The organism is Ferrovibrio sp. GW821-FHT12F09 (assembly GCF_058806775.1).
Genome location: NZ_JBXAPZ010000001.1, coordinates 1,637,762 through 1,656,619, shown reverse-complemented (window position 1 = coordinate 1,656,619; position 18,858 = coordinate 1,637,762). Strand labels below are relative to the sequence as shown.

The 18,858-nt window shown below is 64.9% G+C and carries 19 protein-coding genes; 8 read left to right on the top strand and 11 right to left on the bottom strand.

Annotated features, from left to right (window positions below; translation table 11 throughout):
- Position 1: 1 nt before the first annotated feature.
- Positions 2–718 (bottom strand): ribonuclease PH, encoded by a 717-nt coding sequence (gene rph / locus AC1ROB_RS08225; RefSeq protein WP_492971683.1) that lies wholly within the window; start codon positions 716–718, stop codon positions 2–4.
- 168 nt (positions 719–886) lie between these two features.
- On the opposite strand from rph, the gene AC1ROB_RS08220 reads away from it, so the two are divergent.
- Entirely contained in the window at positions 887–2,338 is a 1,452-nt protein-coding gene (locus AC1ROB_RS08220; protein ID WP_492971684.1) for an alginate export family protein, read from the top strand.
- A gap of 2 nt (positions 2,339–2,340) precedes the next feature.
- On the opposite strand, the gene ybaL is transcribed toward AC1ROB_RS08220, so the two are convergent.
- From ybaL to AC1ROB_RS08200, 4 genes are all read right to left on the bottom strand, one after another.
- Positions 2,341–4,047, bottom strand: coding sequence for a YbaL family putative K(+) efflux transporter (ybaL, locus tag AC1ROB_RS08215; RefSeq protein WP_492971685.1), 1,707 nt, complete (start codon positions 4,045–4,047; stop codon positions 2,341–2,343).
- Between the two features lie 233 nt (positions 4,048–4,280).
- Entirely contained in the window at positions 4,281–5,507 is a 1,227-nt protein-coding gene (thrS, locus tag AC1ROB_RS08210; protein ID WP_492971686.1) for a threonine--tRNA ligase, read from the bottom strand.
- Between the two features lie 303 nt (positions 5,508–5,810).
- Positions 5,811–6,242 carry a hypothetical protein gene (locus AC1ROB_RS08205; RefSeq protein WP_492971687.1) on the bottom strand — a complete coding sequence of 144 codons (432 nt, stop codon included), beginning with the start codon at positions 6,240–6,242 and terminating at the stop codon, positions 5,811–5,813.
- A gap of 4 nt (positions 6,243–6,246) precedes the next feature.
- The gene (locus tag AC1ROB_RS08200; protein WP_492971688.1) at positions 6,247–7,119 is read right to left on the bottom strand and encodes an AraC family transcriptional regulator; all 873 of its coding nucleotides are present in this window, start codon (positions 7,117–7,119) and stop codon (positions 6,247–6,249) included.
- 116 nt (positions 7,120–7,235) lie between these two features.
- On the opposite strand from AC1ROB_RS08200, the gene AC1ROB_RS08195 reads away from it, so the two are divergent.
- The gene (locus AC1ROB_RS08195) at positions 7,236–7,598 is read left to right on the top strand and encodes a nuclear transport factor 2 family protein (protein ID WP_492971689.1); all 363 of its coding nucleotides are present in this window, start codon (positions 7,236–7,238) and stop codon (positions 7,596–7,598) included.
- Between the two features lie 102 nt (positions 7,599–7,700).
- On the opposite strand, the gene AC1ROB_RS08190 is transcribed toward AC1ROB_RS08195, so the two are convergent.
- The 5 genes from AC1ROB_RS08190 to AC1ROB_RS08170 form a co-directional block, all read right to left on the bottom strand.
- Complete coding sequence (locus tag AC1ROB_RS08190) at positions 7,701–8,534, bottom strand: alpha/beta fold hydrolase (protein WP_492971690.1); 834 nt, start codon at positions 8,532–8,534, stop codon at positions 7,701–7,703.
- A gap of 20 nt (positions 8,535–8,554) precedes the next feature.
- Complete coding sequence (locus tag AC1ROB_RS08185; RefSeq protein ID WP_492971691.1) at positions 8,555–9,283, bottom strand: hypothetical protein; 729 nt, start codon at positions 9,281–9,283, stop codon at positions 8,555–8,557.
- Positions 9,280–10,842 (bottom strand): hypothetical protein, encoded by a 1,563-nt coding sequence (locus AC1ROB_RS08180; RefSeq protein ID WP_492971692.1) that lies wholly within the window; start codon positions 10,840–10,842, stop codon positions 9,280–9,282. Before AC1ROB_RS08180 ends, AC1ROB_RS08185 begins: the two co-directional genes overlap by 4 nt.
- 130 nt (positions 10,843–10,972) lie before the next feature.
- Positions 10,973–11,719: a molybdate ABC transporter substrate-binding protein gene (locus AC1ROB_RS08175; RefSeq protein WP_492971693.1), complete on the bottom strand. Its 747-nt coding sequence runs from the start codon at positions 11,717–11,719 to the stop codon at positions 10,973–10,975.
- A gap of 14 nt (positions 11,720–11,733) precedes the next feature.
- The gene (locus AC1ROB_RS08170) at positions 11,734–12,756 is read right to left on the bottom strand and encodes a polysaccharide deacetylase family protein (RefSeq protein WP_492971694.1); all 1,023 of its coding nucleotides are present in this window, start codon (positions 12,754–12,756) and stop codon (positions 11,734–11,736) included.
- 82 nt (positions 12,757–12,838) lie between these two features.
- On the opposite strand from AC1ROB_RS08170, the gene pyrF reads away from it, so the two are divergent.
- The 6 genes from pyrF to AC1ROB_RS08140 are packed head-to-tail and all read left to right on the top strand — an operon-like array spanning position 12,839 to position 18,496.
- A complete protein-coding gene (pyrF, locus tag AC1ROB_RS08165) occupies positions 12,839–13,558 on the top strand; it encodes an orotidine-5'-phosphate decarboxylase (protein ID WP_492971695.1) in 720 nt (239 codons plus the stop codon).
- Between the two features lie 5 nt (positions 13,559–13,563).
- Positions 13,564–14,205: a phosphoribosylanthranilate isomerase gene (locus AC1ROB_RS08160; protein WP_492971696.1), complete on the top strand. Its 642-nt coding sequence runs from the start codon at positions 13,564–13,566 to the stop codon at positions 14,203–14,205.
- An 11-nt stretch (positions 14,206–14,216) separates the two neighbouring features.
- Positions 14,217–15,428, top strand: a complete 1,212-nt coding sequence (gene trpB / locus AC1ROB_RS08155) for a tryptophan synthase subunit beta (RefSeq protein WP_492971697.1) — start codon at positions 14,217–14,219, stop codon at positions 15,426–15,428.
- Positions 15,425–16,246, top strand: coding sequence for a tryptophan synthase subunit alpha (gene trpA / locus AC1ROB_RS08150; RefSeq protein ID WP_492971698.1), 822 nt, complete (start codon positions 15,425–15,427; stop codon positions 16,244–16,246). The genes trpB and trpA overlap by 4 nt, the downstream gene beginning before the upstream one ends.
- 14 nt (positions 16,247–16,260) lie before the next feature.
- Entirely contained in the window at positions 16,261–17,205 is a 945-nt protein-coding gene (gene accD / locus AC1ROB_RS08145) for an acetyl-CoA carboxylase, carboxyltransferase subunit beta (protein ID WP_492971699.1), read from the top strand.
- Positions 17,177–18,496 carry a bifunctional folylpolyglutamate synthase/dihydrofolate synthase gene (locus tag AC1ROB_RS08140; RefSeq protein WP_492971700.1) on the top strand — a complete coding sequence of 440 codons (1,320 nt, stop codon included), beginning with the start codon at positions 17,177–17,179 and terminating at the stop codon, positions 18,494–18,496. The genes accD and AC1ROB_RS08140 overlap by 29 nt, the downstream gene beginning before the upstream one ends.
- Here AC1ROB_RS08140 and trxA read toward each other — a convergent pair.
- Positions 18,493–18,816, bottom strand: a complete 324-nt coding sequence (gene trxA / locus AC1ROB_RS08135; RefSeq protein WP_144068820.1) for a thioredoxin TrxA — start codon at positions 18,814–18,816, stop codon at positions 18,493–18,495. The genes AC1ROB_RS08140 and trxA overlap by 4 nt on opposite strands.
- Positions 18,817–18,858 lie beyond the last annotated feature (42 nt).

The following is an 18,858-nucleotide window of genomic DNA, read 5'->3' as shown; positions in this document are numbered from 1 at the left end:
GCTACAGCCCCACCGCCTGGCGCTGCAGGATATTCAGCTCCTTGATGCCCTTCTTGGCCAGTTGCAGCATGGCGGCGAACTGCGCTTCGGAGAACGGCTCCTTTTCGGCGGTGCCCTGCACTTCAACGATGGCGGCGGCATCCGTCAGCACGAAATTGGCATCGGCCTGCGCCGTGCTGTCTTCCGGGTAATCGAGATCGAGAACGGCGGCGCCGTCGCACAATCCGCAACTGACGGCGGCGACCTGGCCGATCAGCGGGATCTTGGCGATGGCGCCATCCTTCACCAGCTTGGCGAAGGCCAGATGCAGCGCCACCCAGCTGCCGGTGATGGCGGCGGTGCGCGTACCGCCATCGGCCTGCAGCACATCGCAGTCGAGGCGAATCTGGCGTTCGCCGAAGCCGGTCAGATCGGTAACGGCGCGCAAGGACCGGCCGACCAGGCGCTGGATTTCCTGGGTACGGCCCGACTGCTTGCCGCGCGAGGCTTCACGATCGGTCCGGGTATGGGTCGAACGCGGCAGCATGCCGTATTCCGCCGTGACCCAGCCGCGGCCGGTGTTGCGCAGAAAGGGCGGCACCTTTTCCTCGATGGTGGCGGCGCAGAGCACATGGGTCTCGCCGAACTTGATCAGGCAGGACCCTTCGGCATATTTGGCAAAGCCCGGCTCAAGGCGGACAGGGCGCAACTGGTCAACGGCGCGGCCACTCGGACGCATGGGCTGGTTCCTCGCGAATAAGTCTGAAAAGCATCGGCTTTTCTAGTGGAATTCCGGATACCCCACAAGACGTGTGCTTGAGTGGGACGGCCCGATGCAATATCACGGCAGCATAACCGAAGGGACAGTACCGGACCAGCAACCGGCCGCTGGCGGGGGGATTTGTCGATGACCAGATTATCAGGCCTTTTCGCCGCCCTGCTCTGCGCAGCGGCACCCGCCGTCGCTGCCGAAGACGACCATGACAAACCCGGCAAGCGCTTCGGCTTCGGCGATGCCGAGCTGACCCTCAACCTGGATGCCGGTTTCGGTGTCTTCGGTGTCGCCAATGCGCAGAATGGTCTGGGCAGCCTGTCCTCCGGCGGTCGACGTCAAGGCGGGCGCGACTGGGCCGAGGGATTCGTCGCGCCGGGCCTGGCGCTGGACTATTTCCTCAACGACACGACGGTTTACGGCAGCATCCGCCTGCTCGGCTCGGCCACGCGTGGGCAGGGCGATGCCCAGCGCACCAGCGGCACCGGCACCCGCCCCGATGCCCTTGCCGTCGATGAAGCCTATCTCGGCTGGAAATCCGGCCTCGCCTTTGCCGCGCTGGGCGAGGATGCGGTCGATGTTTCGGCCGGCCGCCAGGGCTTCGTGGTTGGCGACGGCTTCCTGCTTGCCGACGGCACGCTCGATGGCCTGCGCCGCGGCGCCTATGTGATCGGCCCGCGCGCCAGCTTCGACCGCACGGCGATCCTGCGGCTCAACACCCAGCCGGTGCGCGCCGATGTGTTCCATCTGCAGGGCAATGTCGACCAGGATTTCATGCGTGGCCAGGACAGCGCCGGCACCAAACTCTATGGCGGCAATGTCGAGTGGTTCGGCTCCAGCCACAAGGACCATGGCCGTTTCGAGTATGAGGAACGCGCCTGGTATCTCGGCGCCACGGCCCTGAAAGTCTATGACGCCGACCGCGCCCTGAATGCCACCCGCGACGGTCTGAACGTATGGGCGGTGCGCTCCGGCGGCACGCTGCTCAGCCCGCTGGGCGACGCCTTCAGCGATTTCGCGCTCTACAGCGAGTATGCGCGCCAGGACAACCAGATCGGCTCCACCAAGGTCCGCGCCAACGCCTGGTATGTCGAACCGCAATACACGCTCTCCGCCCTGCCCTGGTCGCCGCGCCTCAGCTATCGCTACGCGCATTTCAGCGGCGACGGCAACACGGCCGACAATCGCCAGACCGGCTGGGATTCGCTCTACATGGCTGGTGGGCCGCGCGGCTATGGCAGCTGGGACCAGGGCGAGATCTTCGCCCGCTATGTCGGCAGCAACACCAACCTGAACAGCCAGATGGCGCAGGTGAAGCTGCAGCCGATGGAAGAGCTGAGCCTTGGCGCGATCTATTACCGCCACCGTTTCGACAAGCCCGACCTGGCCAATGGCGTGCGCTCCGACCGCCTGCTGGACGAGATCGACGTCTTTGCGGTCTGGGACACGCCGCTGAAGGGCCTGACCGTCAGCACTGTGCTGGGTGCAGCGAAAGCCGGCGACGGCCGCCGCCAGCAGCAGGGCACTACCGATGCCACCGACCGCACCACCTGGCTCGGCCAGATGGTCTTCGCCTATCAGTTCTAGGATCAGGCCGGCAGCTTCTCGATCATGGCGCGGGCGATCTCGCGCTCGCCCATGATGACAATGCCGGCGCCATGCTCGACCAGATGGTCGATCTCGGCATCGGCATGGGCGCGCGCCATGATCGTGAGCGAGGGATTCTCGGCCCGCGCCACCTGAACGATCCGGCCGGCCTCGAAGACATTGGGGATCGCCACGATCAGCTGCCGCGCGCCGGCAAGATTCGCCGCCGCCAGCACATCGGCGCGCGCCGCATTGCCGGCCAGCACCTCGGTGCCCTGCTTGATCAGGTCGCGCACCAGTTTCTCGCCGTCCTCGATGACCAGGAAGGGCAGGCCGCGGCTTTTGAGCGCCGCGCCGACCAGGCTGCCGACCCGGCCATAGCCGACCAGCACGATATGGTTGCTGAGCGTCGTCTTCACCGGCACCGCATCGGGATCGGGCACGGCCGCCGCGGCGACCACTTCGGGTGCCGGCGCGATCTCGCCCGGCTTGCTCGTCGTCATGCGCCGTTCCAGATGCGGCTTGAGCCAGTCGATGCCGACGAACAGCAGCGGATTGAGGATGATGGAGAGGATCGCGCCGGCCAGGATCAGGTCGCGGCCCTCTTCTGGCAACAGCTTCATCTCGGTGCCGAGTGCGGCCAGGATGAAGGAGAATTCGCCGATCTGCGCCAGGCTGGCGGAAATCAGCAGGGCCGTGCCGAGCGGATGGCGGAAGGCCAGCACGATGAAAAAGGCCGCCAGCGACTTGCCGATCACGATGATGAACAGCGTCGCCAGCACCGGCAGCGGGTTTTCCAGCAGGATATGCGGGTCGAACAGCATGCCCACCGAGACGAAGAACAGCACGGCGAAAGCATCGCGCAGAGGCAGCGATTCATTGGCCGCCTCATGGCTGAGCGGCGACTCGCTCATCATCATGCCGGCGAAGAAGGCGCCCAACGCAAAGGATACGCCGAACAGCTTGGCCGCGCCGAAGGCGACGCCCAGCGCAATCGCCAGCACGGCCAGGCGGAACAGCTCGCGCGAACCGGTATGCACGATGTAATGCAGGATCCAGGGGATCACCCGGCGGCCGACCACCACCATGATGGCGACGAAGGCCGCCACCTTGGCCAGCGTGATGCCGACGGTCTTGGCGATGTCCAGCGGCTGCAGCTGCACGGCGCCTGAATTGTCCGGCGCCATCAGGCCGCCCAGCGCCGGCAGCAGCACCAGCGCCAGCACCATGGCCAAGTCTTCCACGATCAGCCAGCCGACCGCGATGCGTCCGCGGTCGGTTTCCACCAGCCGGCGCTCCTGCATGGCGCGCAGCAGCACCACAGTGGACGCCACCGACAGCGCCAGGCCGAAGATGAAGCCGCCGCCGATCGACCAGCCCAGGCCCCAAGACAGGCCCATGCCCAGCACCGTGGCGACCGCGATCTGCACAACCGCGCCCGGGATGGCGATGGCCTTCACCGACATCAGGTCTTTCAGCGAGAAATGCAGGCCGACGCCGAACATAAGCAGGATCACGCCGATCTCGGCCAGCTCGTTGGCGAGCGCCTGGTCGGCTACGAAGCCCGGGGTGAACGGACCGACAAACACACCGGCCAACAGATAACCCACCAGCGGCGAAACCCGCAGGCGATTGGCGATGGCGCCGAAAATGAAGGCGAGCACCAGGCCCATCACGATGGTGGCAATCAGTGGTGTGTGATGCGGCATCCCGTGCAGGTCCCCCGGTTCGATTCTGGTTCAGACTCCCAAAATAGGGTCGCACTCCCTCACCTTCAACCGAAGCCGCATGCGTTTATCGCGACGATCTGCGGAAATTTTGAGAACATCGCGGAACATCGCGCCATACTCCAAAACCGTCATGCCACGCTGGCGTGGCATCCACGTCTTGAAAGCCGCAGCCCAGGTCGTGGATGCCACCGCTGCGCGTTGGCATGACGCGGTTATCTGAACGCCGCATCGCGGAAGCGCCGCGCAACGTCACCCAGCGACAACTCCTCCTGCCTGCCGTCGCGATGGCGCAACGTGAGGCTGCCGCGTTCCATCTCGCGGTCGCCGACAACCGCCAGCAGCGGCACGCCCTGCTCATGGGCCTCGGCGATCTTGCGGCCGATGCGTTCGTTGCGCACATCCACCGCCGCGCGATAGCCCTCGCGGCCCAGCATGGCCGCCGCCTTGCGGGCATAGGTCTCCTGGCCGCCAGTGACACTGGCCACCACGATCTGCTCGGGCGCCAGCCACAGTGGCAGGGCACCGCGATGATGCTCCAGCAGCATGGCGATGAAGCGTTCCAGACTGCCCAGCACCGCGTGATGGATCAGCACCGGCCGCTTCTTCGTGCCGTCGCTGGCCACATAATCGGCGCCCAGCCGCTCGGGCAGCACGAAATCGAGCTGCACCGTGCCGCATTGCCAGGAGCGGTCATGGCTGTCACGCAGATGGAATTCCAGCTTCGGTCCATAGAAGGCGCCTTCACCGCTGCGGATGGCAAAATCCAGCCCGGCGCGCCGCGCCGCCATGGCGAGGCCGGCTTCGGCACGGTCCCAGGTGGCCTCGTCGCCGGCACGCCGCGCCGGTCGCGTGGAGAAGAACACCAGCGGCGCACCGAAACCGAAGTCGCTGTAGATGCTGCGCAGCAGCTCGCAGAAACGCTGCACTTCGCCTTCCACCTGCTCCTCCGTGCAGAAGATATGCGCATCGTCCTGGGTGAAGCTGCGCGTGCGCATCAGCCCCTGCAGGGCGCCGGACGGTTCATCGCGATGACAGGCGCCGAATTCGCAATAGCGCAGCGGCAGCTCATGCACCGAACGCAGGGTCTTGTTGAACACCTGCACATGGCCGGGGCAGCTCATCGGCTTCAGCGCAAACGGCCGATTCCCGCTGTTCAGGCGGTACATCTCGTTGGCGAACTTCTCGGCATGGCCGCTCTGTTCCCACAGGCTGTAGCTCAGCAACTGCGGCGTGCGGATCTCGGCAAAGCCGGCCTCGCGCATGCGGCGGCGGATGTAATCCTCCACCACGCGATAGAGCGCAAAACCGCGCGGATGCCAGAACACCATGCCCGGCCCTTCCTCCTGTTGGTGGAAGAGGTCGAGCCTGGTGCCCAGTACACGGTGGTCATAGGCGTCGGAACTGTCCGGGCTGCGGTCTAAACGGCTGAAACTGTTCATGTCGGTCTCCATGGTCGGGATGGACCGGCGATGAACAAAGCCCCAGAAACACCGAGGCCCCGTCCGTCGCCGGCGGGGCCTCTGGGTGTCTTGCTTTGCGTTATCTTTCTACGCGCAACGACCCAGGGCACCGCCGGTGGCGGTAACCTTAATGGTAGCTACGGTGAGAATAATGCTCTGCATGGTGCGCGGACGGTAAGCGGAGATCGGAATTTGGTCAACCGGAAAAATGACACCGCACATTTTTGCGGTGTCACCCCGGGCATTTGATCCAGGGTCCCATTCAGAAAATGGGATGCGGGCTCAAGGCCGGCATGACGATGTTACTTTTTGGATTTCCCGCGTCCGCTCCGCCGTGAAGAAGGCGGCGGCCGGTTTCGGCAGCTTCTTCAGCATCGCCGAGGCCGCATCCAGCACGCGCCAGACCGGTGTGAGCGTGGCGGTCGCTGCGCCGGCCCGATGCGCCTCCCAGGTCGCCTCCGCCACGATGCGCAGGCAGAACCCCATGGTGATCGGGCAGGTCACTTCGGCCCTGTAACGGCGCGCCATGCGCGCCCTCAGGTCGCGGGTATTGCCCTGCATGCCCGACGGCAGCCGGCGGATGAAGCCGTCGACCAGCTTCGCCGTCGGCACCAGCATCACCTGCCCGGCCTTCATGCCGGCGATGTCGATGGGGGCCGGTTTCACCTGGTGCGGCTTGCCGTCATTCAGCTTGTCGGTCCAGCTGGCGAGCATGGCATCACTTCAGCGGCAGGCAGATATCGGTGAGCAGTTCGGTCGGCGGCACTTCGCGCGGATTGTTCAGGTAATCCTCGAACACCGGGGCATCGGCCGCTTCGCGGCCCGACTGCACCAGCCATTCGCCATAAAGCCAGTCATAGGCCGCCTTCATGTCGGAGTAAGGCCCCTTGTGACGCAGCACGGCATAGTCGCCGCCGCGCAAGCCGGCGCGCTCCAGCGGCGCCTCCACCGGAAAACCGGCATCGGGAATGACGATGCCTGCCGCCGAACGCAGTTCGGCTTCCGGCACAGAGGTAGGGTCGGAATAGAACAGGCCCTTCATACACAGGCCCGGCCGGATCAGGTTGCGCGCCGCCAGGGTGCCGAACAGCGTTTCGAAGGCACGTCCGATCTCCATATAGGACCCCTTATGCGGGATCACAGCGAGCGTGGCGGGTTCAAGCTTGCGGATGGCGACGTCGCGCATGATGGATACTCCTTTGGGCGATTGCGGCAGGGTGAAGCGGGTGTGGCTGCCGCTCTTGCGGTATTCCGCTGGCGGCAGGCCGTAGGCGTCCTTGAAGCTGCGGCTGAAGGCGGCAGCAGAGCCATAGCCGGCGCGCGGCCAGATCTCGTCCAGCGGCATCTGCGTATGCGACAGATCGGCGGCGGCGCGCTGCAGCCGCAGGCGCTTCACCGTATTGGTGATGCTTTCGCCATAGACCGCCTGCCAGATGCGATGCCAGTGCCATGGCGACAGCGCGGCCACCTCGGCCAGCGTGTTGAGGTCCAGCTCGGCATCCATGTTGGCGTAGATATATTCAGTCACGCGGGTGAAGCGCCGGATATAGCTGGCTTCGCTGGCGGAACTGGTTGTCACGAAATCGGTCATCTCGATCTTCCCTCTGACTGAAAGAACGCTAGCACGGCCCCATTTGATAAATCTTGCGAAGTTGGCGCTGCAGGGCCAGTGTGCCGGCCCAGGGACGAAACCGGAGACGCGCCGCCATGGCCGACAGCGACCACAACAAGCTTTTCATGCTCAACGAGCAGTATATCCGCAGCGTCGCCGAGTCCGATGTCGCCTGGTTCGAGGCGCATCTCGCGGCGGACTTCCTGAATTCCAACCCGGACGGCCGATTAATCGACCGCGCCGCCTTCCTGGCGCAGATCGCCAAACCTTCGGCGGCGAAAAACCTGAAAGCCGAGGATGTGCGCATCCGCATGTTCGACAGCATGGCGATCATCCATGCCCGCACGATGTATACCAAGCCCGACGGCAAACCCGGCCAGGGCCGCTACACCGATATCTGGACCCAGCAGACCGACGGCGCCTGGCTCTGCGTCGCCGCCCATGTGACGCGGGGATAGAAATCTCATCGTCATTCCCGCGAAAGCGGGAATCCAGTGCCAGGTTAGACTTTACCGTAGCTCTGGGTCCCCGCCTTCGCGGGGACGACGGACCGGCTAGTGTCAACGCTGCGCCAAAAACGCCAGCACCAGCTCATTGAACTGCGCCGGCCGCTGCTCATACATCGGATGACCGGCGCCCTCGATCAGCACACGCCGCACATCGGGCATCAGACGCTGCATCGCATCCAGCACCTTGGGGAAATGACCGCGCGTCAGCGCGCCGCCGACCAGCAGCACCGGCATGCCGATGCTCTCGATCTCGGCTTTCATGAAAGCCGGTCGCGGCTCGCGGGTCTGGCCCAACAGGGTATAGGCATTGTCGCGCGCCATCTGGCGAAAGCGTTCGCTGCCGTATTTCCAGGCGCGCGGACCGCCGACGGCGGTGACAAACAGTTCCAGCCCGGCATCCACTTCGCCGCGCGCGATCAGGTCGGCAGAGTCGGCAAACATTTTTCCCAGACCGGCGCCCGGCGGCGGCGCGTCCTGATCGCTTAACGCCGGATCGAGCTGGCCGCCCGGTTCGCACAGGACCAGGCTGCGCAACAGCTGCGGGTGATGCTGCGCCACGCGGAAGCTCACATGGCCGCCGCGCGAATGACCGAGCAGATGCGCCGGGCCGGCGCCGAGTTCCTCGATCAGCGCCGCGATGTCGTCGGCATGGCGATGGATGTCGTAGCCGTCACCCACGCCATTCCACCGCTCGGGCCAGCAATGGCGCAGGCTGAGCGCCAGCACGCGGTAGCGTTCGGCAAACGGCTGCATCTGCGCCGCCCAGATGCGCTGGTCGCAGAGCGAGCCATGCACCAGCAGCAGTGGCGCACCCTGCCCAGCTTCCAGATAGGACAGGTCATAGCCGTTGACGCGGCGCGTCTGCCGAACCGGTTCCGTGATCATATCCTCATACCGAAAGCGCATCAGCCCTTTGATGCGGTATGGCCATCGTCGTTCGGGCGATGCCCTCGATGGTTCGTCGAGTCGAAGAGCTGCCGCCGACTGTCTTCGCGCACCCAGCGCACCGCGTCATGCCCCAGCCACACATCCGAACCTTTATCGATGAGAAATGTTCTCTCTATAACCGAGCCATGCTCAAAACACGCAACGATCTGGTTCTTGTTGGAAACGAATCGCCCGAGCAGGCGATAGAATCGCCGCGCGAAGCTGATATGCGCTTTATTCCGGTATTCGCAATAGACATGAACGTCGGCAACCTGGATACGCTCAGGTCCGAGCGGACCCGCAGGCCGTATGCCAGCCACCCAGGGGCGGAACAAGATGGACGGCAACGGCACCCTATTTCGCATCCATCGCGGCCGTCCATCCTGATTCTTGTAGGGCCGATATCGCCAGTCCGGATCCAGGCACATCGCAATATCAACCGGCATCCTGCCTTCCAGCTCCAGATATCCGCAGAGGTGATCGACCGTGCGAATGTCCGGGACGACATCCGGATTGGTCGCCTCCGCCTCGGTGCAATGACGATGATACAGACCCGGCGGATAAGCCTCCTGCAGGGCATCCCCCAGAGCCTGCCAGTCGGCAATCGAAAGACAGATTTTCCGGGAGCGGATCGTGGGCCAGTAATACGGGTCATCCGGATACGGGCGCAGGTCCTTCAGGTCGAAGAAAACGGCGGGGTCACTCATTGCAGCCTCCCGAACGGTTCGATCACGCCTTCCTGTTCCAGCTTATGCTCCAGCCGGCGCCACATGTCCTGGCAGCGGAGGGTGACATACTGGCGATACGCTTCGTCGCTTTCACCCGGCTTCATCTTGCGCGCCCAGCCGGCAATACCTCCCTTCAGATTCCGCAACAGATTGTCATAGCGGCGGCGCTCGTTTGCCGTCATCGTTTCGGTTTCGATACTATCGCTGCCGGTCTTCAGGATATCGACCGTATTCATGCGGGCAGCAAATTTTTCGTTCTGTTCGTTGATGTGGCTGTTATCGGGCCGGCTGCTACCACGCAGGGATTTCTCATCCTTGTTCCGTTTGACGATTTCCTCGGGCAAAGGGTCTCCGGCTTCATTCACCCCGCCATATTTATGCGTGATCCCCCGCAGGCGGGGAAAACCGACCAGGCTGTCCTGGCAGGCCTTGGCCGCAATGGTATTGGCTTTCACGGTTTCCGGTTTGCCGCGGATGCCATACGGATTGGATTCCAGGATGATGCCCCAGAGGTCCTTGGCAAACGGCCGCTCCTGCGGCGGCAATTTGCCGATCCAGGCGCTGACTTCAGGCGGGATCAGTTTTTCGATCTGCGGTTTGACGTCAGACGCAGGGAATGGCGGAGTCGGGAGCGGTGGCGCCGGGTCCGGTGCCGGCCCTTGCAAGGGCCCCGCTTTCAGCCCGCCATCGGCAGGAAACGGCGGCGTGCCGGTTTCAACCTCGACAGGGGTAAAGGCCTCGGACCGGTCTTCCTTGACGCGCAATGCCTGCTGCATCATCTCGGCAGGCACACGCAGCAGATTGAGCGGCCCGACGGCGTCAAACGCATCCTTGATCCGGGCCACATCATCGATGCCGCGACGGATTTTCGTTTCGGCGTTGTCCAGGCCGCGCCGCACCGCTCTTGCGGCGGCCTTAACCTCCGGCGCGTCCTGCGGATAGGGATGCGGACCTCTGCCCTGGCCGGTGGCCGCGGGGATGATGGGCGGCGGCGCCGGCACCGGAACGACCTGTGCCACCTGCTGCCCTGCCTGAAAACGGGGCGGCGCGAGTTCATCCACGTCGCTGAGGATTACGCCCTGTGGCAGATCGCGCCCGATGCGATCCTGCACTGTTGCAATGCGCGGTGGCGCTGCTGTTGCCGGATCAGGCTCGCCGTGACCGGGCATCCACGTGTCCCAGTTGGCATCGACCTGCTGCGGCGTCGGCGCATCATAGCCATCCAGCTTGGAACCGAGCGACCGCTGCATCGCCTCGATCGTCTCGCCCTCGCCTCGCTCGCCGACCTTGCCATGATTGAGCGGCAGGAGAATGCCGTCAGGATCCACGTCTTCCTGTTTCTGCAGCCGGGTGATGGCGTCTGAAAGTTCGATACCGGGCCAGCCAGTTGGCACACCGGGATACGGCAGTTTCAAAAAGCCGGTGTTGGCCAGCAGCAGTTCAGCCTTGATCACATCGGCGCGTTTATTGTCGCCAAAGCGGCCGACCGAGCCGGACAGGCGATACGGGTTACGATCATCACGCGGAAGCAAGCTCATGCGAGACCTCGAAACATGTTTTTACTATGTTCTCATTTAATGTACATGATATGTTCCTTTTGTCAAGTTGCGCTCTGTCACTTTTATTCCCGCAAAGCGTGAATACTTATGTATGTCAGTCCGGTCCCGGTCAGGGCGTCTGCATGCCCTTGGCCGCCAGCAGCCGGGCCGTCTGCGGCCCGGCCAGATGCTCCAGCAGGGCGCGGGCGGCGGCCTGATCCGAGGGCGCCGGCCCCAGGGCGGCAGCATAGGTGGTGTAATTCTGGATCTCGGCCGGCAGCGGCCCGACCAGATCGACGCCGGCGACCGGCAGGATTTCGCTGATCTGGTGGATGGCGAGTTCGGCCTCGCCACGCGCCACCCGCTCAGCCACCAGGCCGCCGGGCACCAGCACGGCCTTGGGCGCGATCTGGGCCGCGATGCCCCATTGCTCGAACAGGGTCTGCAGGTAGATACCGCTGGAACCGCCGGCAGCCGGATCGATATAGGCGACGCGCGACGCGGCCAGCAGCATCTGACGAAAAGCGGCGGTGGTGGAGATATCGGGCCTGGCTGCACCGGCCTTCACCGCCACGCCGATGCCGACCTTCGCGAGGTCACGCCGGCTGCCCGGCATGACAAGGTTTTTCGCCGCCAGCGCATCGATGGCGGATGGCGTCAGCACCACCAGGTCGAAACGCGCGCCAGCCTCGATGCGGCGCACCAGCGCCCCGGCGGTGTCGTTGTCGAGCGTGATGCGATGGCCCTGCTGCTCGAATGCCGGCAATGCCGCCTGCAGCGAGGACTTGAAGGCGCCGGTGGTCAGCACCGCAAGGTCGGCTGCCGATGCAGGCAGTGCCAGAAAGCTGAACAGTGCCGCGAGGACGTGGCGTTTCACGTGACCCGCCTGCTTCATTTGACAACGGTGAACTGGATGCCGAACCAGCGGAAACGGCCCTGCTCCGATGATGGCACGCTGCAGGAAATGCGGTCACGCGGCGGCTTCAGCGCATCGGGCGCCTGCAGCTCGTAACGGCGCTCGGCGATCTCCTTCGGCACGATCGATTTGCCTTCGCCGGTGTAGCAGACCATCTGCTTCAGCCGCTCGATGCCGGGCGCCACGGTGAAGCGCAAGACTGGCGGATTCCGTGTCTGGCCGAGCTTCACCAGCACGTCGGTGGGCTCGACATCGGTGACCGGCAGCGGCAACGCGTTCAGCGCCTGGCGGATGCGGTCGACACTGCCAAAATGCTCGTTCATGGGAAAGCGCGGCAGCCAGAACATGTCGTGTTTCGGATGCGCGACGCCGGAATGCTGGCCGAAGGCGACGCTGTAGCCCAGCGACTTCACCAGGGTCAGGGTCTTGGCGTCCCATTCGCCGAAGGGATAGGCGAACAGCGTCGGCTTCTCGCCCAGTTCCTTCTCGAACAGCGCCATCGAGGTTTCCAGGTCCTCGCGCGCCTTCTCGGGCGAGAGCTGCGGCAGCGAGGGATGGCGATGGCTGTGCGCGCCGATGGTGACGCCTTCCGCCTTCATCTGGCGGATCTGGTCCCAGGTCAGATAGCCGCGCAGCTTCGAGGTCACCGGCTCAGTGGCGACGAACAGCGTGAAGGGCAGGCCGGCTTTTTTCAGCCGCGGCCAGCCCTCGGTGAAGGCGGAGATATAGGCGTCGTCGGCGGTGATGGCGACCGCGCGGTCGGGTAGCGCCTCGCCGGCTTTCAACTTGGCCACGATCTCAGGCAGGCCCAGCACCCTGTAGGAACCGGACTTCAGCTCGGCGATATGGGCATCGAACTGCTCCAGCCGGATATTGGTGCTGGGCACCGTATTCTCGCCGAAGCGGTGGTACATCAGGATGCTGGCATGGTCGGCGGCGATGGCCGGGCCGCCGACCGCCAGCAGGCCGGCGATCAGGATATAGGGGCTGGTTTTCATGGCTGCACTGTAGCCTTAACGGCCTGGCCGGGGGAGGTCTGGGGGGAGACTTCCGGGGGCAATTCCGCTATAAGCCCGCCCCATGCAGACCCCATCGAAAAATCCGGCGCCGGTCTTCTGCGCCATCGACACCGTGGACCTGGAATTTGCCGCCCGCTGCGCCCGCGCTGCCGCCTCTGCCGGCTTCGGGGTCAAGCTGGGCAAGGAATTCTTCACCGCCCGCGGCCCGGCCGATGTGCGGGCCGTGGTGCCGGCCGGCACGCCGCTGTTCCTCGACCTGAAATTCCACGATATCCCCAACACGGTGGCCGGTGCCGTGCGCTCGGCCGCCGAGGCGATGGGCCCGGCAATGCTGACCGTGCATGCCTCTGGCGGGCCGGCGATGATCCGCGCCGCCGTCGAGGCCGCCAAGGGGGCGAAGACCCGCCCGCTGATCCTGGCCGTCACCGTGCTGACCTCGCTGGATGCCGCCGACCTCGCCGCCATCGGCGTCACCGGCGATGTCAGCCAGCATGTGATCCGGCTGGCGCGGCTGGCCCAGCATAACGGCGCCGACGGCGTGATCTGCGCCGCCACCGAGATTTCGCTGCTGCGTCAGAATTGCGGCCCCAATTTCAAGCTGGTGGTGCCGGGCATCCGCCCCAAGGGTTCGGCGGCCGGCGACCAGAAGCGCGTGATGACGCCCGGCGATGCCATCCGTCTCGGCGCCGACCATCTGGTGATCGGCCGGCCGATCACCGAAGCGGAGAATCCGGAAGCCAGCGCCCAGGCGATTGCCAAAGAATTGGCCGAGGCGGCGTAAATCAGATGGCGCTGTTCACCAAAATCTGCGGCCTGACCGACGAAACGGCCCTTGCCGCCGCCGTCGACCATGGCGCCGACATGCTGGGTTTCATCTTCTTCCCGCCCTCCCCGCGCAATCTCTCGGCCGAACAGGCGGAAGCCCTGCTCAATATCGTGCCCAGCGGCATCGATCGCGTCGGCGTCTTTGTCGATCCGGACAATGATTTCCTCGACAAGGTCCTTGCCAAGGCACGGCTTGACCTGCTGCAGCTGCATGGCGACGAAACGCCGGAACGCTGCCGTGCCATCAGCGTGTTCTTCGGCCTGCCGATCATCAAGGCGATCAAGGTCTCTACCAAGGCCGACCTGAAAAAGGCCAAGGATTACGAGGACTGCGTCGACTGGCTGATGTTCGACGCCCAGGCGCCGAAAGATGCCAAGCTGCCCGGCGGCAACGGCGTCGCCTTCGACTGGAGCATCATGAAGGGCGCGCAGTTCAAGCGCCCGTGGATCCTGTCGGGAGGCCTGACGGCGGACAATTTGCCGCAGGCGATCCAGCAATCCGGTGCCAAGGCTGTCGACGTATCTTCCGGGGTGGAAATTTCCCCCGGCAAAAAAGACCCGGCGAAGATCGAGGCCTTCCTGGCCGCCGCCAAAGCTTTGTAACGAGGTAGCTGATGACCGCGATCAATTCCTATCGCACCGGCCCGGACGAACGCGGCCATTTCGGCAAGTTCGGTGGACGCTTCGTCGCCGAGACGCTGATGCCGCTGATTCTGGAGCTGGAGAAGCATTACAAAGAGGCCAAGGCCGATCCCGCCTTCAAGGCCGAGATGGACTACCTGCTGCGCGATTATGTCGGCCGTCCGAATCCGCTCTATTACGCCGAGCCACTGACCAAGCATCTGGGCGGTGCCAAGATCTACCTGAAGCGCGAAGAGCTGAACCACACCGGCGCGCACAAGATCAACAACTGCATCGGCCAGATCCTGCTGGCCAAGCGCATGGGCAAGACCCGCATCATCGCCGAGACCGGCGCCGGCCAGCATGGCGTGGCGACGGCGACGGTGGCCGCCCGTTTCGGCCTGCCCTGCGTGATCTATATGGGCGAGGTGGATATCGAGCGCCAGCAGCCGAACGTGTTCCGCATGCGCCTGCTGGGCGCCGAGGTCCGCGCCGTGAAGTCGGGCTCGAAGACCCTGAAGGACGCGATGAACGAGGCCCTGCGCGACTGGGTCACCAACGTGCATGACACCTTCTACATCATCGGCACCGCCGCCGGCCCGCATCCCTATCCGCAGCTGGTGCGCGACTTCCAGTGCATCATCGGCGAAGAAACCAAGGAGCAGATGATCGAGCGCGAGGGCCGCATCCCGGACTCACTGGTCGCCTGCATCGGCGGCGGCTCGAATGCCATCGGCATGTTCCATCCCTTCCTCGACGAGCGCAGCGTGCAGATCTATGCCGTCGAAGCTGCCGGCGAAGGCCTGGAGACCGCGCGTCATGCGGCCTCTCTGGCCAAGGGTGTACCCGGCGTGCTGCATGGCAACCGCACCTTCCTGCTGCAGGACGAGGACGGCCAGATCACCGAGGCGCATACCATCTCGGCCGGTCTCGACTATCCCGGCATCGGCCCGGAACATGCCTGGCTGCATGATGTCGGCCGTGTCACATATCTCTCGGCCACTGACAAGGAAGCGCTGGATGCCTTCCAGATGCTGTCCCGCCTGGAGGGCATCATTCCCGCGCTGGAATCGTGCCATGCGCTGGCGCAGGTGATCAAGCTGGCGCCCAAGCTGCCGAAGGATCACCTGATGGCGGTCTGCCTGTCGGGCCGTGGCGACAAGGATATCTATACCGTGGCGAAAGCCCTGGGAGTGACGCTGTGAGCCGCATCGACAAACGCTTCGCCGACCTGAAGCAGCAGGGCCGCGCCGGCCTCGTCACCTTCGTCACCGCCGGCGACCCGGACCTCGCCACCTGCGCCCGCCTGATCGAAGGCCTGCCGGACGCCGGTGCCGATGTGATCGAACTGGGCATGCCGTTCAGCGATCCGATGGCCGATGGTCCATCCATCGAAGCCGCCGGCCTGCGCGCACTGGCCAATGGCGCCAGCATGAAGACGACGCTGGATCTGGTGCGCGGTTTCCGCAAGAAGGATAATGCCACGCCCATCGTGCTGATGGGCTATTTCAATCCGATCTCCGCCTATGGCGTCGACAAATTCCTTGTCGATGCCAAGAGCGCCGGCGTCGATGGCCTGATCGTGGTTGACCTGCCGCCGGAAGAGGATGACGAACTCTGCATTCCGGCTGTGAAGGCCGGCATTCATTTCATCCGGCTGGCGACCCCGACCACCGACGAGCGGCGGCTGCCGGCCGTGCTGGCCAATACCTCGGGCTTCCTCTATTACGTCTCAATCGCTGGCATCACTGGCGCGGCAGCCGCCGATCCGAATGCGGTGGGCAAGGCAGTGGCGCAGATCAAGAAGCACACGAAGATTCCGGTGGCGGTCGGCTTCGGCATCCGTGACGGCAAGCGCGCCGCCGAGATCGCCGCGGTGGCCGACGCCGCCGTGGTGGGCACCGCCCTTGTGGAACGGGTGGCCGAGGCCCAGATGAAGAAGATCGATCCGGCCAAGCATGTGCTGGATCTGGTGCGCGAACTGAGCGCCGCCGTGCGCGGCGTTGCCAAGGCCGCGGCTTAAGAAGGAAGATTGCCATGAACTGGCTGACCCGTACCGTCCTGCCCAAGATCCGCGAGTTCACCGCCAAGAAGGACACGCCGGACAACCTGTGGCGCAAGTGCCCGAGCTGTCAGCAGATGATCTATGCCAAGGAGCTGGAAGAGAACCAGCATGTCTGCCCGAAATGCGATCACCATATGCGCATCGGGCCGAAGGAGCGCTTCGCCGGCCTGTTCGACAAAGGCGAGTACCAGACCATCGAACTGCCTGATGTGGTGCAGGACCCGCTGCATTTCCGCGACTCCAAGAAGTATCCCGACCGCCTGAAGGATGCCCGCGCCAAGACCGGCCAGAAGGACGCCTTCGCCGTCGCCCATGGCACGCTGAAGGGCCAGGATGTCGTCATCGCCGTGCAGAATTTTGCCTTCATGGGCGGCTCGATGGGCATGGCCACCGGCGAGGCGCTGATTGCAGCATCCACGCTGGCGATCAACCAGAATGCCGCGCTGATCCTGTTCGCTGCCGCCGGCGGCGCGCGCATGCAGGAGGGCATCCTCAGCCTGATGCAGATGCCGCGCACGGTGATCGCCGTGCAGCGCCTGCGCGAGGCGCATCTGCCCTTCATCGTGGTGCTGACCGATCCGACCACCGGCGGCGTCACGGCCTCCTACGCCATGCTGGGCGATATCCAGATCGCCGAGCCCGGCGCGCTGATTGGCTTCGCCGGCCCGCGCGTGATCGAACAGACCATCCGCGAAACCCTGCCCACCGGCTTCCAGCGCGCCGAGTATCTGCTGGAACACGGCATGCTGGACATGGTGGTGCATCGCCGCGACCTGCGCGACACGCTGGGCCGCATTGCCGCCCTGCTGCTCGACCCGCAGCCAAAGGCCGATGTGGTGGCCCTGCCGCGTCCGGGCCTGGAGATTCCGCCGACCGGTGAGATTCCCCATGGCTCCGCCGGCAAACGACTCCGCTAAGCGCGACCTGATCCTGCAGCGCCTGATGGCGCTGCATCCCAAGGCCATCGACCTGTCGCTGGACCGCATCCGCGCCCTGCTGGCGCGGCTGGGCGATCCACACCTGCATCTGCCGCCGGTGTTCCATGTCGCCGGCAGCAAGGGCAAAGGCTCGACCACCGCTTTCCTGCGCGCCATGGCCGAGGCTGCCGGCTATCGCGTGCATGCCTATACTTCGCCGCATCTGGTGCGGTTCAACGAACGCATCCGACTGGCCGGTCAGCTGATCGACGACGACCGGCTGATCGCGCTGCTGGAACGCTGCGAGAGCGTGAATGACGGCGCGCCGATCACCTTCTTCGAGATCACCACCGCGGCCGCCTATCTCGCCTTTGCCGAGACGCCGGCCGACCTGGTGCTTCTGGAAACCGGCCTGGGCGGCATTGCGGATACCACCAACGTCATCCCGCAGCCGATCCTGACCGCGCTCACGCCGATCGGCATCGACCATGTGGCCTTTCTGGGTGACACCATTGCGAAGATCGCCGTCAACAAGGCCGGCATCCTGAAGCCCGGCGTCCCCTGTGTGGTCGGCCCGCAGCCATCCGAAGCCATCGCCGTGATCGAGGCGCGCGCCGCCGAGACCGGCTCGACGCTGTTCCGCCAGGGCCGCGACTGGACGGTACGCGAGACGGCCGACGGTCTCGTCTGGCGCGACAGCACGGTGACGCTGTCGCTGCCCCGTCCGGCTCTGCTCGGTGCCCATCAGGTGGTCAACGCCGGTATCGCGATTGCCTGCGCCCGGCATCTTTCCGGTTTCAAGATCGGTCCGGATGCCATGGCCGCCGGCCTGCGTCAGGTCGACTGGCCAGCCCGCATGCAGCGCCTCGCCAAAGGCCCGCTGCCCAACCTGCTGCCGCCCGGCACCGAGCTGTGGTTGGATGGCGCGCATAACGCCATGGCGGGCACGGCGCTGGCCGACACTCTGAAGCAGCTGCCGCCGCGGCCGACCTGGCTGCTGGCCGGCATGCTGAACACCAAGGATGCCGCCGGCTTCCTCCGTCCCCTGGCGCCCGGCCTGCAGGGGGCGCGCTGCATCAGCATTCCGGGCGAGGCCAACAGCCTCTCGGCCGAAGACCTGGCCGCTGCCGCCCGCAGTGTCGGTCTGACGGCGGAACCCGCAGGCAGCGCCGCGGCAGCCATCCGGCAGATCGCACAAATGATACGGGCCGATGCTTTTTCAGCACCGGCCCGGGTCGTCATTGCCGGCTCGCTATACCTCGCGGGCCGGATCCTGGCGGAGAATTCCTAGATCGCGGAGTTGATCCACTCGACGATGCGGCTCTTCGGCATCGAGCCGACCTTGGTCGACACCGGCTTGCCGTCCTTGAACAGGATCAGCGTCGGGATGCCGCGCACGCCGAACTTCGACGGCGTCATCGGGTTCTCGTCGATGTTGACCTTGGCGATGGTCAGCTTGCCGGCCATCTCGCTGGCGATCTCATCGAGCGCCGGGGCGATCTGCTTGCAGGGACCGCACCACTCGGCCCAGAAATCGACGAGCACGGCGTCGGACGACTTCAGGACGTCGCTTTCAAAGGAGGCGTCGGTAACTTTGGTCGGCGCGGACATTGCGGAAACCCTCTTGAGAATGGGAAGCGCCGGATTCGCTAT